The 16518-nt window shown below is 34.0% G+C and carries 12 protein-coding genes; 3 read left to right on the top strand and 9 right to left on the bottom strand.

All coding sequences use genetic code 11. The features are described 5' to 3' along the window. Positions 1-20 precede the first annotated feature (20 nt). The 8 genes from ACSAMO_RS00735 to ACSAMO_RS00700 form a co-directional block, all read right to left on the bottom strand. Entirely contained in the window at positions 21-1772 is a 1752-nt protein-coding gene (locus tag ACSAMO_RS00735; protein ID WP_499209570.1) for a TIR domain-containing protein, read from the bottom strand. An 18-nt stretch (positions 1773-1790) separates the two neighbouring features. After that, complete coding sequence (locus tag ACSAMO_RS00730; protein WP_499209569.1) at positions 1791-3287, bottom strand: TIR domain-containing protein; 1497 nt, start codon at positions 3285-3287, stop codon at positions 1791-1793. A gap of 33 nt (positions 3288-3320) precedes the next feature. Continuing rightward, positions 3321-3467 (bottom strand): hypothetical protein, encoded by a 147-nt coding sequence (locus tag ACSAMO_RS00725; RefSeq protein WP_499209568.1) that lies wholly within the window; start codon positions 3465-3467, stop codon positions 3321-3323. A gap of 19 nt (positions 3468-3486) precedes the next feature. Beyond that, the gene (locus ACSAMO_RS00720; RefSeq protein WP_499209567.1) at positions 3487-4188 is read right to left on the bottom strand and encodes a hypothetical protein; all 702 of its coding nucleotides are present in this window, start codon (positions 4186-4188) and stop codon (positions 3487-3489) included. Positions 4189-4202: 14 nt separating this feature from the next. After that, positions 4203-5444: an SPFH domain-containing protein gene (locus ACSAMO_RS00715; RefSeq protein ID WP_499209566.1), complete on the bottom strand. Its 1242-nt coding sequence runs from the start codon at positions 5442-5444 to the stop codon at positions 4203-4205. A gap of 211 nt (positions 5445-5655) precedes the next feature. Beyond that, positions 5656-7743, bottom strand: a complete 2088-nt coding sequence (locus ACSAMO_RS00710; protein WP_499209565.1) for an S-layer homology domain-containing protein — start codon at positions 7741-7743, stop codon at positions 5656-5658. A gap of 136 nt (positions 7744-7879) precedes the next feature. Next, on the bottom strand, positions 7880-9274 hold the full coding sequence (locus ACSAMO_RS00705; protein WP_499209564.1) for a glycoside hydrolase family 25 protein: 1395 nt from the start codon (positions 9272-9274) through the stop codon (positions 7880-7882). 222 nt (positions 9275-9496) lie between these two features. Then, positions 9497-10258 carry a copper amine oxidase N-terminal domain-containing protein gene (locus ACSAMO_RS00700; RefSeq protein WP_499209563.1) on the bottom strand — a complete coding sequence of 254 codons (762 nt, stop codon included), beginning with the start codon at positions 10256-10258 and terminating at the stop codon, positions 9497-9499. 656 nt (positions 10259-10914) lie between these two features. On the opposite strand from ACSAMO_RS00700, the gene ACSAMO_RS00695 reads away from it, so the two are divergent. Both ACSAMO_RS00695 and ACSAMO_RS00690 read left to right on the top strand, forming a co-directional pair. Continuing rightward, positions 10915-11652: a sensor histidine kinase gene (locus ACSAMO_RS00695; protein WP_499209562.1), complete on the top strand. Its 738-nt coding sequence runs from the start codon at positions 10915-10917 to the stop codon at positions 11650-11652. Beyond that, positions 11649-12338, top strand: coding sequence for a LytR/AlgR family response regulator transcription factor (locus ACSAMO_RS00690; RefSeq protein WP_412273537.1), 690 nt, complete (start codon positions 11649-11651; stop codon positions 12336-12338). The genes ACSAMO_RS00695 and ACSAMO_RS00690 overlap by 4 nt, the downstream gene beginning before the upstream one ends. Before the next feature lie 68 nt (positions 12339-12406). Here ACSAMO_RS00690 and ACSAMO_RS00685 read toward each other — a convergent pair whose 3' ends face one another. Continuing rightward, entirely contained in the window at positions 12407-14971 is a 2565-nt protein-coding gene (locus ACSAMO_RS00685) for a DUF8487 domain-containing protein (protein WP_499209561.1), read from the bottom strand. 291 nt (positions 14972-15262) lie between these two features. Between ACSAMO_RS00685 and ACSAMO_RS00680 the strand changes: the two genes are divergently transcribed. Next, positions 15263-16426: an IS110 family RNA-guided transposase gene (locus ACSAMO_RS00680; protein ID WP_499209560.1), complete on the top strand. Its 1164-nt coding sequence runs from the start codon at positions 15263-15265 to the stop codon at positions 16424-16426. Positions 16427-16518: the final 92 nt, after the last annotated feature.

The raw sequence follows: 16518 nt of genomic DNA, 5'->3' as shown, positions 1-16518 counted from the left end.
CCGTCCTTTTCCATTAATTTTTAACTATTCAGCAATCCTAATTGCTCTTGTTTCTTATTTTCTAATTCAGACAATTCTTGTTTCATTTCGTTTACATTTTTTATTATTTGAGCAATTAATATGTCTGCCTTTTCTAATTGATTATCGTATTCTATCTTTAATTTTGAGATCATTTCTTCACATTCTAATATTTGAGGATTTGATACAATACTTTTCTTAAGCGTTCTCATAGCGTCATTAAGTTTCTGTAAATCTTCTATCATCCTATCCTCGGATTTTGTTTTAAAAATTGAATGTAACGGTGTTGAATTTTTTCTTTTCCTTGACAATTCTGTATATTCACACTCCATTTTATCATACTGTTTTTTCATTTCTTGTTCAATTTCTTTCTTTTTCTGTTCCTGTTCTCTAATCGCTTGTTCTAATTCACCTTTTCTTTTACTAAAACTATTTCTAATATCATTCTGTTCAAGTTCTTTTTGCTCGATTTTCCTGTTAATATCTCTTATTTGTTGTTCAATCTCCAATATATTCTGATTTATTTCATTTATAATATCATCATTATATTTTTTTATTTTATCAATATAATTTCCTTCACCAAACCTTATTGCTTTTTTGTAATTTCCATAATTATTTAATGGTTTTTTTATCGTTAATAATTTTTCTTCACCATTGAGTCTCAATTCACACAAAAGTTTACCTATATACGCTTTTGGTTCTCTCGGATTCCTGTTAAGAACCTGTTCCAATAATTCATCAGCTTTCTTGAACTCAGAATCTTCTATACACAAAAATGCACGATCAAGTAGAGGTGCAATATTTCCTGCTACATTTTGTACTATATTATTTTCATTAACAGTATTATCATCTACTGACGACGCATCAACTATTTTTTTTATTCCTCTTATCAAGTCTTGCATAAAACCAAGTTTAGACATATCTTGTGCCTGTAAATGAGAAAATTCATCCGGTAAATCATACGGATCCATTTCCTTATATGCAGGAATTAAAATTTTATTTTTATTACTTTTTATGAGTTTTAGAAATCTTGACCATTCATTTTTTACCCACACTGCATTGAAATATTCTGGTTTTGTACCAACTACTACCATAACTTTTGCACTGTTTAATGCTGCAAATATATATGGTTCATATGCTATTCCAATTTTATCTTCAAGAGTTATTCGAGAAAAAAATACTTTATACCCCTCTTGTACTAATTGATAATATAAATCTTGTGCCAAAACACTGTCTTTTGTTCTTTGACCTTTTTCATCCGTTTCTTTATAGCAAATAAATACATCAAATGCATCTTCATTTTGCGATATTTCAAGAATACCTTTTTGAATATTATCTATAGTTTTTGCCTCTTCTTCATAGATTGCCTTTTGATATGGATCGGCATATTTTATTGCATCCTTGTAATTTTCATTCATAAACACGGATGTATATTGTGCTCTATTGACTGTAGGTATTCTCTTATGCGTAGCTGGATCTTCTACATATTCTATACCGTATTCACACAATAAAAGCGACCAATATGCCTCAGCATCAGTATTATCTATATCAAGAATTCTCTCATAAATAGACATTGCTTTATCATAATCATTACTTCTTCTAAAATGTCCAGCTCTATCATACAAATTTGATTTTTGTTCTTCATCTAATTTAGGTAAAGTTTGCTTTGTGCCACAATATTCACATTCTGCAACACTCATTCCGTCAACAACGTCCAAATCTCCACCACACATTTTACACTTAAATACTGCCATTGTACTTTCCTCCGTATTTTATCTATTTATATAAATTAAATAAATTGTAATAACCAACATAATTAATAATATTACTATTAATTTTATTTTGTTTCGTTCCGCCGTTTTAGGCTTACGATTAACTTTTTCTTCCTCAAATTGATTATATCCAAATTTTGCGTTATTTTCAAATTCATAAATATATTTACTGCATTGTTGCATTTTTTCACGCGAATTCTTATAGTCGCCAAGCCTTTTAAAAATTTTATAAGCTTCGCAATAATCCGCGTATGTAGACGGGCTTGTTTCAATTAGCTCACAAGCAAGCTGATATTCGGCAAATCCGTCCTCTTCTGCGCTTAATTGTTCACATTCCGCAATCTTGTTTTTAATATCTTTATAATCGGTCTTCTTAATCCTTTTCAAGATTTCAATTGCTTCACTATACCTTTTCTCGTCCATTGCTTGAACTGCCGATTGATAACTTTTTTCATATATTCGATTTTTTATAACCTCGTTGTATCTTATTATTGCGTCTTTTTCGCTGCCTCTTGCAAACCTTACAGCCTTTCGGTAATCAGCATCATTTTCTAAATCACTTGAACATTCTGTAATTTTTTCTTCAAGTTTAATCTTATGACTAATCATCATTTTATAAAGATATGCCTTTGAACATTCGTGGTCTTCATCAAGTACTCTTTCGCAGTATTCGTTTGCTTGTTTCCATGCTCCGTCCTCCAAAAACAAGCCTATTCTTCTCAGTAATGCAGAATTATTGCTGTCCTTGTGAATTTCGTGTGTAACGACGGTATTTTGTTCCTCACTGCCGACTATCTTTTTAACACCGCGTATCAAGTCCTGCATAAAGCCGAGCTTTGACATGTCTTGTGCTTGCAGATTAGAAAATTCTTCGGGTAAATTGTACGGGTCCATATCCTTGTATGCTGGAATTAGTATTTTATCCGCACCGTTCTTGATTTGTGCCAAAAATCTCGCCCACTCATTCTTTACCCATACTGCATTAAAGTATTCGGGCTTTGTACCGATTACTACCATTACCTTTGCGCTGTTCAGTGCCGCAAAAATATACGGCTCATATGCCGCACCGAGTTTGTCCTCAAGCGTTATACGCGAGAAAAAGACTTTGAAACCCTCTTGTGTAAGCTGATGATACAAGTCATTTGCAAGTACGCTGTCGTGCGTTCTTCTGCCGTGTTCATCTGTTTCCTTATAGCAGATAAACACATCAAACGGTTCTTCATTTTGCGATATTTCAAGTATGCCTTTTTGAATGTTATCAATATTTTTTGCTTCTTCTTCATAGATTGACCTTTGATATGCGTCTGCGTATTGTATTGCCGATTTGTAGTTTTCGTTCATGAAAACAGACGTAAATTGCGCTCTGTTCACTGTCGGTACTCTTTTATGTGTTGACGGGTCTTCTACGTATTCGATACCGTATTCACATAAAACAAGCGACCAATACGCTTCCGCATCGGTGTTGTCTATATCAAGGATTTTCTCATAAATCCCCATTGCCTTATCAAACTCGTTGTTTCTTCTGAAATGTCAGGCTCTTTCGTACATGATTTCTTTCTCGTTGTCGTTAAGCTTCGGTAAAGTCTGCTTTGTACCGCAGTACTCACACTCCGCCACACTTATTCCGTCAACAACGTCCAAATCTCCGCCACACATTTTACACTTAAATACTGCCATTGTACTTTCCCCCGAATAACTACTTTAACAATTTACATTTTTTGTTTCTGTCTGCAAATAGTACGTTCATTTCTTCACAAACTTTTTTCACTTCAAAACAATCATTATTGTCCACAGCCGTTTCCAAAGCGTTAAATCTCATTGTTATTTGATTTTCTACGCCATTTAAGGCACTACTCGACATCGGATCACTGTATCTGCAAGTGTCTTTTATTTTGCTTACTTCCTTTTTAATATCTGCGTTTTTAGCTTTCATTTCCAATGTTTCCAAGTCAATTGTAAGCGATTTTATAAACAAAGTTTTTTCCTTTATCTTATTGTCAATATCACTTACAATCTCACCGACTGCCGTCGCTTTAACAATAGCAGTTGCATATATAACAAATATAAATACACATAATATCGCACCGATCCACACCGGGATAAACGGAATAATCATACACAAAACGCCAACAACTGTACTAACAATTAATGCAGAGTAACTTACTGTTATAATAGGTAAATTTAAAAATACCTTATTTGAATTGTCTGTATCTTTAAAAAATTTGTAACTGCATGCTGCTTGACCAATGAATGCAATCATAACAAATATATATCCTACCCAATATGTCCCCTCAAACTTACCAATCATTATTGTAGACGGAATTGCAAATGATATTACATTAAAGAGCACAACTGCCAACAGCCAAACTATTCCATAATATTTAAACCCTTTTTTCATTATCTTAACTCTCCTCAAATTTTCTCGCCGCACTCAGGGCAGAATTTTGTATTTGCTTCTATTTCATTGCCGCATTTAGGGCATACATTTTTAGTCAATTTGCAACCACATTCAGGACAGAATTTACCTCGTGGTACTTTTTTCCCACATTCAGGGCAAATTACAGTATCAGTCTTAATTACTTTCTCGCCGCATTCAGGGCAAAATTTTGTACCTTTCTTTATAAAATTTTCACAATTCTTACACTGAATCATCTGTGAAGGATCTTGCATCGTAGTATTTAGGGTGTCATTCATCATATTACCTACCATACCTCCGACTGCTCCTCCTACTCCTGCCATAGTCCCAAATCCTACACCCATATTAGTAAATTGACCTACAGCTTCATTTCTTGCAATATCATGTGCAACATCAAAACCGCGTTCTTGTTGATATGTATAGCCTTCCTGTGCTCTCTTTTGCGCTAAAGCCTGTGATTCTATAACCATCTTTTGCGCTTCCGTCTGCTTGTCTATAATGCCAACTTGTTGTCTAAGCTTTGCTTCCGCAATATCCGCATATTGTCTGAAATGCAGGCTCTTAAATTTTTCATATGCTGAGTCACCGTCAGGCTTTACTATCGTTGTAACAAAAAATCTCTCTAATGCTACACCGTAATCGACAAAATCATCGATAAGCATTTTATGCAGATTTTCCGATAGCTCCTGCAAATGCTCGTCAATTTCAAAAATGCTTATTTTGCTTTCACGTATGCTTCTTGCCAAGTAAGTTTTTATTTTTGTCATCAGAAATGCTCGAAATAATTGCGTAAGCTTGCTTTGTGTTAAATAATTTTCTGTGCCGACTACCTTTAGCAAAAGCTTTCTTGAGTCCTCTGCTCTCAAATTCATTTCACCACATGCACCTATTTTTATAGGAAATTGATATGTCGGCTCCATAAATTCAACCTTGCTGTCCGTACCCCATTTTATTGCCATTTGTTCAGTTTTATTTATAAAATAGACTTCACAATGAAATGGTGTTTCATCACCTGTTGCTCTTTTTAAAAATCGTCCAATCTTAGGGATATTTTGAGTTTCCAGTGTATATCTTCCCGGTCCGAACAAATCCAACGCCTGACCGTTCATCATAAAAATCGCTTCCTGTGATTCGTGTACAATTAATTGTGTCAATGAATTAAAATCCTCATTCGGATGTTTCCATATAAAGGTTGTATTATCACCTTCATATTTTATCACATCAGCTATTTTTTCCATTTTTCCAGCACCTCTCGTTCTTTATTTTATACTTCCATTTATAAATCCAACAAAAATTTTGGTATATATTACAAAATTATAATACCACATTTGACTTATTCTGTCAACATTCACTACATGAATCATTTTCAAAATGTATAATCACATTTTGAAAACAAAAAAAACTCATTACAATGTATTTGCATCGTAATGAGTTTTTTAGGTAGTATTATTAATTTTTAGCCGCATTATAAAGCATAACCGCGACATCAATACGTTTAACATCTGTGCCTAATCTGCTTGATGTTACATTATCAAACAAATTATACTTTTGAGCGGCGGACATAAAGCCGTCGGGATATTGAGTTTTACTGTTTGCATATCCGTATGCACTTGTCAATATTTTAACCGCCTGTTCAACGGTAATATAATTATCCGGTGCAAATTTATTATCACCGATACCATGTATTATATCTGCTTTTACGCACGCATTTACATATTTACTGCTCCAATGATATTTTGTATCTGTAAATGTGCTATTCTCACCAACATTATACCCCATCATTCTGCATATAACCGCAGCAAATTCTGCTCTGGTTATGGTTGCGTCAGGTCTGAATGTATTATTTTCATAGCCTGTCATAATATCATTGCTTATAGTGTAATTTACTGCATTTTTCTGACTGTTATTAAGATAAGATGTATCAGAAAAATCCTCTGCTTTTTCTGCCGGTGCATAGCTGACAAGCTGATATTCACGAGTCATAGAAGTTCCGTTATTCCCATTTGACACCACTCTTAAATTATGCGTACCTTTTATGTCACTTAGTTGTACGGTATAAGGTATTTCGTTTGTTGATTTAACGAGTTCACCGTCAAGATAATATTCAACATTTATCCAATCCGATCCGTATATATGTGGATATGCGTACAGTGTTGTATCTCCGTTCATCGTTATTGTACTGCCTGCCTTTTTAAAGAATTGTCCGGCGCTGTTTGCATTATTATTTTGTATAAACCACTGTGACTCTGTTACATCATTATATGAGTTTTGAAGTTCACTGTCTCCGTCGAGATTATAGTAATTCACCTCATAATTCATTTTAGCGTTAAAATACGCTATAAGCTTTACTTGAGGATATACCATAGGAATAAACGTATATATTTGTTTCAAATATTTTGCCGCCCATTCACTGTCGGTTTCATTTATATCACCGTTAGTTCTGTATGCACTTCCACATTCAGAAATCATTATAGGTTTTCGACCGCCGTATTTTTCAACAGCATCCTTTATCATCAACACCGGATCGGAACTGTATCCTGTTTTAAAGCAAACTTCATTATACCTGCTTTCCCCCTGCCAAACTCTGCCCTGGAAATACTTACTTGCATAACAATTCACGCCTACCCAATCAACATATTCATCACCGGGATAGAAGTCATCAGCCGTATAAGGCCAATCGTTTGTTTTCCATGAAGATGTGTGTGCCATACTCCAAACAGTAGCAACGTTAGACAATCCGCTCACACTGTTTGCAACTGCTTTGAATGCAAATATAAATTCATCGGGTGTACATTTATCACCCCAAACATTAAATTCAGCACCTATTCTCAAATAAATCGGCATGTTTTTGTAACTTGACAACATAGAGCGTAAATTCAATAAAAAAGAATCCGAACTGTTTATATTTCTTACCGTTGTGCCTTCCTGCGGAAAATTGAGAGTAATTTCTACCGCTTTATTTTGTGTTTCTGCTTTATCAAGCATCGCACGAGTCCAACCGAATGTACTTTCATCACCGTATTCCAAATACAGCAATGTCATTGATTCATTACTTTTTGCCTTATCTGCCACTTGTCCGTATAAAACACCGTTCGGCTCATTTTTTGCACCATACACCTTTTGCGATTGTTCCGTAGCTTGATATACGTCAAATGTATTTGTAAATTGCTTAACGCAATTTTCTGCAATAATTACGCCATCAGTCCACCCTAATTGCTTACCGTATGGAATATACATTTCAAAATACTTCGCCGCATTTGTATAATCACCGTTCATAAAATACGCAAATGCAACGTCATATGTTCTTGAGCCTAAAATATTTATTGTCTGCTCATTCTTTGGCTCTGATGATATTAAATTGATAATTTGTACTCCGTAATTTATCGTTTCATCATAATTTTTGCTGCTTGTTGCATTTGAATAACCAGAGTCCAAGCCCCAAAATGCGTGCGGCAATTCATATGCCGTTACGCTTAAATTACTTGAGATTATCAGACTTATCATCGCAATTAATATTATGCTTATTCTTCTTTTCAATTAACATCACTCCCAAGATTATTTTATATTCAGTATATCATACTAACAATAAATTTACAATTACCCATTTACATATTAATGCAAAATGAAACAAAATATTCTTAATAAATACTAAAGTATATCTTTTTTAAAAACATTAATTAAAATTACATTCTAAATTATTACTAATCGGAACTAAGTTATTTAGACTTTCAAAAAAATATACATCAGCCCTTGATATCGTTGTATATCCATTTATCGAATCAGAATGGATTAATTTGCTATTATATGCAATGTCAATATCGCCATTATGAATCTTAATAATATTGCCATTTTTATCTCGATATACAATTATTACAATACCTTTTATATCTTCGGCTGATAAATTCGTAATAGCCACTTCCAACATATATGACACATCCTTTTTTGTACTTTTCATAACTGTACTATTACAAACTATTGATTTAATAGGTTTTGAAGAATTTAATGTTGTAAATGATTTGATTTCCCCTTTATATTCTTTTCCATTTACTATTGCATAACATTGCCAATAGTATTTTGTGTTACTGTCTAAATATAATCCTGCTTCATCATTCAAATCATACCACATGTCAAATGGATTTTTATTATGATTAATAACATCATTTGCGACTTTTGACATACTATTTTCCGAGGTACCAAAATAAATCCCAACTTCATTTGGCTTTTGTCCACTATAAGCCACCGTACCTCGAACTGTTGCATTAGATTCCGTAATGCTGTCCGCCATAGTTGTATTCACTGTCACCGGATTTACGTCGATGTATTCACCATACCAATAATTCATATCAACATTTGTATTTATACCGTTTACATATCCTGAACTTGTATACTGCCACATAGTATAATTTCCCGAATATGTACAGCTTGAATTATATTGAGCTACCCACTTATACCATAATGAATTATTAAATGCAGAGTCAGTCAAATAATTAGTCCACCAATTTTTATTGGCATATATACCCACTTTGTATCCTTCATTTTGAATTATGTTGCAAAATACAGATGCTATATTCCCTCTTTCCGAATCAGACAATACAGCCTGTACCTTATCTTCCATATCCAAATAAATAGGAAAACTAAGGTTATATCCTTGTATAAGCCTTAACACATGCTGTGCCTCGCTTACAGCCTTATCTGTAGTATCAGCATAAGAATAAATATATACTCCAAACGGTATTCCTAATCTTGTGCAAGCATTAGCATTATTATACCATTGACTGTCATCTTGAGTTATATCATCATTACCATATCCACATCGAATAATCGCATAATCAATATTTCCATATACCGAATCCCAATTAATAACACCTTGATGCTTGCTTACATCAATTCCTTTCATTGTAGGCGTTGCAAATGAATCCAATTCATTACTATCACTTTCTTCAGTTTGTATTGGTATTCCATTCTTATATCTCCAACTGTTTTCTTTTAATTCTTCTGCATTAGCAGTAATGGTCAATAAGGAAAAAGCAATACTGAATAGGCATAAAAATTTTAATATATATTTCAAAGTCATTACTTCTTTCTATTAATATTATATATAAATTTGCGGCAGCAATAATAATATCGCTGCCGCAAATTTATGTTTTATTGTAAAACTATATATGATTTATATGAGTATCCGCTAATACCGTTATATTCTACCCAATACCAGTTTCCTGATGTCTTATCCGGATATACTGTACATGTCGCACCTTCAGGGATATATCCAATATCATTTCCAACCTTTGGCTTACTGTTTATAACAAGACTTCCATCTGTTCCTCTGATAATACCAGTTCGTGTATTTGAAGAACTTGATTCCCTTTGAGCCATCAACTTCACCATTATCAGCATATACATAGATTGTAGTACCCATACTACCTAAGCCACCGTTCTCTACCAATTCTTTTGAACGCAATACAAACGCATATGCTTGTCTTCCGTTATGTTCCACTGTAGCAGTGTCACCGCCAAGAAGAATATCGGAATCATTTACGAACTCTGCAGCTTTTTCTTTTGCTTGTTCATATGCAAGCAGTGCATTTTCTACATAAACACTTCTTGTTGCATTATCCCAAGTAATATTTAATCCAACCATATCGCAAAATGCTCTTAATGGAACATAAAAAACGTCACTGTATTGCAACGTTGCCGGAACATCAAGTTCATATGTTGATTCAGCTTGACCATCAGATATTGTTTCAGCTGTATAGTTTTCTGCTGTAAATTTGTAACTTACTGTCCCACCGTCTTTTGCAAATATTACTGTTTTTGCATTTGAATCGTATGAGTTAGAATAACCTAAAGCTTCAAATATAGGAACCACTCTTACCAAAGTTCTGTCGTTAGCAATAATAGGCTTATATTGACCGTTGTCGATTTTTTGACCATTCACATATACTGAAACATCTTCAGCATATGATGTTTGTTCAAATGCACCTGCTGTTACAGAGACTAATGCACTTACCGTCATCATAGCAGCTGTTGCTGCCGCAAATACTCTTTTTTTCATAATTTTGTTCTCCTTTATTTTTTAATTTGCTAAACCTACAATTTTGTTATTTGCATCTACTATAACACACGATGTATTTTCATCATCACTTTTATCAAAGTTTTCTTCTGAAGTAGATAAAACATAATATCTCGAATCTTGTTTGTTATATGAAACTTTATAACATCTTGTCATTGGTGGATTTGTATCTTTTGATTCTACATCAAATATTTCTATAGAACTATCTTATAATTACCGTTCTTCTGCACACACCGCAAACAACAAAATTTTTCTTAGGTATATTTATACTTATGGGATGTATATTCATACTCAGTGACGATAAGCCATTGAAAAAGATATTATTTACATTCATTCCTTATATATCGGATATTTTATTGTCCCTCATATATCTTTCGCTTAGAACAATATTACTGCCGAATTTTGATTCGGCCTACGGAGGTCAAACACTTACAAGGCTTTCGCGTATACCTAACGCTGTTGAACCGTTGCTTTTATTTATAGTTGAAATGTTAGTACTGTTTTTAATCTCAAAATGGATACAACATAAAAAACCTAAAATGAGCGACCTTACCATCATATATATACTTTCAATAATAATTGTTCAAATATTTATATTAACATTCTTAATGCACATTTATTATGCAAAAGTAAGTATATTGAAATTTATATTGGTTTTAATTCTTTATATGGTTATTTCAATTTTGCTTACAGTTCTTGTTATACGTTACAGTATTCGTATCAGTAAAGAGCAAGCAAAGCAAGAATTTGTTGTTAATCAGTACAATCTTTTAAGCTCGCAATACGACCAACTGAGAAACAACTATTTAAACTATAAAAAATTACGTCACGATTTAAAAGACCATATTAACGTTATTAACGGTCTGTCACAAAAAGCAGACAAAGAAGAATTAACCGAATATACAAGTAAGTTATTAAAAAATTGGGATTCACTTTCGGCAAAAACATATTGCGATGTTCCGGCGATTGATATTATATTGGCTGAAAAATACAATATAGCTGCAGCTAATCATATACGAACCGATTTCTTAGTCGGCGGTATTAAAGAGGCTAATCTCGACAATGTTTACTTATGCAGTATCTTCTCCAACCTATTAAATAATGCTTTAGAGGCGTCTAAATACTGTACGATAAATCCTTATATTGAATTAAAAAGCAGTATACAACTCGGCAATTTAGTTATCACCTGCCGCAACAGTATGCCACAAGTTATTCGTAAAAAAGACGACCCTAATCACAATCACGGGTACGGATTACATATAATTAAAGATTTATCCAATCTTCTTGGCGGTAATTTCGTTTACGAACATGATGAGCACAATTTTACCGCCATTGTAACAATCCCGATTAATGACAAGGAGGAAGTACATAAATGATTAATATCGCGATAATCGATGATGATAAAACTTTCTGTGATGATTTTAAAGAACAAATAAAAAAAATTGATAACAGCTATAATACCGACTGTTATTATGATATAAACACTTTTTTAGAATCGGTTTCAAGCTACAATATCGCTATTATTGATATAATGCTTGGAAAAGATAACGGAATAGATATAGCGTCAGCAATCACTGAAAAATACCCTAATATAAAAATTATATTTATATCTGTTGAGCAAGACTTTTTTCAAGACGTCTATTCCGTCAATCATTTATACTTTTTGGTAAAACCAATATCGAATGAACAGTTAAAACAAGCCTTGTCAGTTTGTTGCAGTGAAATAAATAAGCAGACTCTTTATACAAAGCTCGGCAGCGGGACTACTGCTATAAATCTAAATGATGTTTCCTATTTTGAGGGGATTTTAAAGAAAACTATCGTACATTATGTCAATGCGCCAAAGCAAACCTTAAACGAACCTCTAAAGGACATTGAAAAAGAAATTCTTAACACCAACTTTATACGCATACATCAAAGTTATATTGTAAATCTTACATACATAACTCAATTCACCAAAACAAAAGTCAATATTCAAGACCTTGAAATACCTATAAGCAGAAAATACTCACAATCAGCCTTAAATGGCATAAGCAAGTTTTTAGGTAATAATCTAATTTAAAAACAAGTCGGAGTCGGGCTCCTAAAGGAGTCCGGCTCCGACTCTGAAATTAACCTTTTCGGCTTATTTTAAAATTTATCTGAATTTACATATTGCGTTATACTGCTTAAAAGCTGTTTACATTCGGGATAATCTCCGTCTAAATCAAAACCGCAGAACAATAGCTTTGCTTTGCCTATTTTTGTTTCAAACAGCGGTGATGACGCAGTATTATCAAAAAAATTCGGTACTGTTTCAATTATAGGTTTTACTTCACCAGCAAACTTCGATATATCTGTACCGACCGAGTTATCAAGCAGTCTTTTCCACTGATAATCGGGATATTTTTCTGTCGGGAAATCATCAAATATTCTATGCTTATTATCAATTATTGCACCGCACGGTTTTTGTGACGGGAAATGTACCGGCGACCAAAATACAGGTATAAAACTTCCATGTATCGGATTTTTGAAACACTCTTTCGTCACAATAGCTTTTCCGCCGTTTTTGATTATATCATCAAGTTCTTCTTCCGATTTAATCATACGAACATTGTTTTCAATCTTATTTTCGGCAAAAACAAATATTCTCCAAGTATTTTTATAACCGCTCACTTCAAGCATAACACTAAGCATTGTTGATTTTGTTATACTGTTTAGAGGTATACTTACCTTGCTTTCTGTTGTTGACGTTTTATAAAATACTTGCTCACCGTTTTGTACCGTCAATTTATAAACAGGATTGTTGATTTTCTTTTCGCCGAAATCATATAAGTCCAATTCCGCCTCCAATGTATCTGTATTTTTAAATATTCTCTTTGCTTTAAATAACGGTACTGCCTCACCTGCAAAATTTTTAAATTCATCGGACGAAATTAAGCCTTTACTTTCATAAAACACATCAAGTATGCCGACAGTAGCTGTACTTTGCCCTGTGTAATCCGATAGCGACAAAAGTTCAAAACCGCCGAAATCTTTTGTCCTAAGTGCCGCCTCGATATCTTCTTTATAAAGCTTAACAGCTAAGTCGCCCGACGCCTTGATATAATCATTCAATTTATGATACACATTCTTTTCAATCATAAATTTTTTAATCGCGTCAAGGTTTACCGGCAGAATATTGCCTGTATATTTTTCAATTAAGTCAACATCTGGATATACACAATACTGCCCCACTTCAAACGAAATTATCGGTACAGACACATCTTTTACCGCAGAGGAATAATCAAGCGATGTGTTTTCAGCCGCCTTATCCTGACAGTTTTGTATTCTGACATTGTGACCGCCTGCCTCATATGCACACAAATAATCTTCACACGGCATAATTGGGTGGTCGAAGTTAGTCGTAAGCGTATAAATTCTTCTGTTGTCATAAGCCTTTATGCAAGTGGTTATGTCGTTAAGCATATCAAAATCGCCCATATTTTCATTACCGTTTGAAAACATTATAAATGACGGGTGATTTCCGTATGTTTTTGAGATATTAATAGCCTCCTGCATAAAATATTGACGGTGTATAGGATCTTCACCTGTTTCAAGTGCACATACATCGTGATTAAGCCATAGCGGCATTTCAACAGACATATACATTCCTATTTCATCAGCCGCATTAAAGGCACATTCAGGCGGACACCATGCGTGAAAACGAACGTGATTTAAGCCATAGCTTTTGATAGTCTTGAAATTTTTTCGCCACACATCAATATCCATAGGCGGATAACCTGTAAGCGGATATATAGCACAATCTATTGTACCGCGCAAAGAAATTTGTCTGTTGTTAAGCAAAATCTTTTTATTCTCCGTTTTTATCGTTCGCATACCGAACTTTACGGATTTTATATCGGTATGACCGTTACATTCATATTTAACTGTTACAGTATATAAATTAGGATTAAATTCGTCCCAATAATTTATTTCGGAAATATCGTATCTGAAATAATCGACTTGTTTTGAATTAAACACCTTCGTTTCAAATATTTTTTCTCCAAGTAAATCTCCTTTTGGTGAAGTGACATTTACGGTAACAGTCGCTTTCTCCGTTTTAAACGGAGAATGTACATCCGATGTTTCAACGACTTTAAGCGTTATGCCTTTGTCATCTGTATATACTTGAATATTGTCAATATGTTCTTTTTCTTCATATTGCAGTTCAATACGTCCGATAACACCGTTCCAATATCCTTGCGTATCGACACTGTATCCGCTTGCCATTGTATCAAGGTTTAGCAAATTTCTGTTGTCTATTTTCAGTGTAAACATATGTTCGCCCGGAGTTATTTTGCCTGTTAAATTGTATATGTGAGGTGTGGACAGCTCAATTATTTGTCTGTCTGTTTTCACACCGTCTATCCATAATTCAGATGCTATATTAACTCGCTCCATAAACAGTCTGACAGTTTTACCGTCTGTATCATTCGGAATGTTGACCTTTTTTTGCAACCAAAGAGGAGCGATATATTCATATCGCTCTCTCGGTGCACGTACAGCCTCTTTTGATATTTTGTCAAAGTATTCTGTTTTTTTGCCTATATGATTATCACAAGTTGAACCCGGAAGATTAAAATTATTATTTTCAAATTTTATGCTGTCTATTGTCTGACTATCGTCAATATCTGTTTTATAATTCCATTTTCCGCTTAAATCTATTGTTTTCATTGTATCACGTATAATTAAAACTATCTCGAAAGGGGGGTAGTTTTAATTATTTCTCCTTTCCTCAAAATTATTATATTTGCAGGAGTAGCTACCTGCGATATAATAAAGACAAGCACTGTGGATTTGTATCTATTGTTTTACAGCTCAGACTGGTTAGAGGTGACTCAAACCACAGTGGTTTGTCTGAAATGGTAATTAGTTAGTTAACGCTCTGACGTTTCTATTTGCGTGAATACATTGGCAGACCATCTGTGGAAAACAGCAGTGCAAAAATATCAAAAGGAGGAACCCATGTATTACATTGGTATCGACATTTCAAAATTCAAGCACGATTGTGCCGTAATTGACGACTCCGGAGAAATTGTTACTCCTTCGTGGTCTTTTACAAATGACGCTGAGGGATTTTCGCAATTAAAGTTATTGCTTAATTCCCTTGATACAGAAACAAGAATAGGACTTGAATCTACCGGTCATTATGGTATGAATCTAAAGCTGTTTCTTGAATCCAACAACTTTTCATTCATGGAGTTCAATCCCCTGCTTATCAATCGTTTCGTTAAATCCAAGTCCCTACGAAAGACTAAAAGCGATTCTATTGATTGCATGATGATTGCTCACTATTTAATGACGGTAGAGTACAAGCCCTATCCATCATCATTTTACCACACAGAGAAGCTAAAGTCACTAACAAGATTCAGAGATTCTCTTATTAGGCTCAGAAGCCGCCAGCTTGTAGAGCTCACAAACATCTTAGATAAGGTGTTCCCTGAGTTTAAACCATTCTTTGGCAGTAGGTTTTCGGTTACAGCATTATACATACTCTCTAATTACTCATCGCCTGAAAAGATTGCTAACATGAACTCTAAGTCTTATGAAGCACTACGCAAATTATCTCGCGGCAGATTTTCAACAGTAGATTTTGCAAAGCTTAAACAGCTTGCTAAAAATACTATAGGTACTACTGAAGATTATTTACTCTTACAAATGCAGATTGTTTTGGATATTTACAGACAATTGGATTCAAAGATTGATGAGACAGAAGTTTCTATCAAGGAATGTGTTTCCGATATGAATCCGCCTATGCTTTCTGTTCCGGGAATCGGTATTGAATCTGCTGCTGTAATCTTAGCTGAATTTGGCGATTTCTCTAAATTCAAGAATGCTTCTCAAATGCTTTTCTTTGCCGGATTAGAGCCGGGATACTTCCAATCAGGAACATCCGAGACAACCGGTAAAATGGTTAAGCACGGTTCATCATATTTGCGTTATGCACTTATGAACTGTGCCCAGACAGTTGTAAATTATGAACCGACATTTGCTATGTTTTACTCCAAGAAACGTGCAGAGGGTAAACCTCATCGTGTGGCCTTATCGCATGTTGTTAAAAAACTACTGCGTGTCATTTATACGCTGCAAACTAAAAACATTGCATATGATGCTGATTTTGTAAGGTAGTTACTAACCTACTATTTTTTAAGTCCTTGCAATACAGGACTTTTTTGCCATGTTGTTTTTCAGCTTTTAAAAATTTTTGAAAAACTTTTCAA

This window comes from Ructibacterium sp. SJQ-7, from assembly GCF_054696575.1.
The sequence above is the reverse complement of the archived record's forward strand: the minus strand, read 5'-3'. Positions and strand labels throughout refer to the sequence as shown.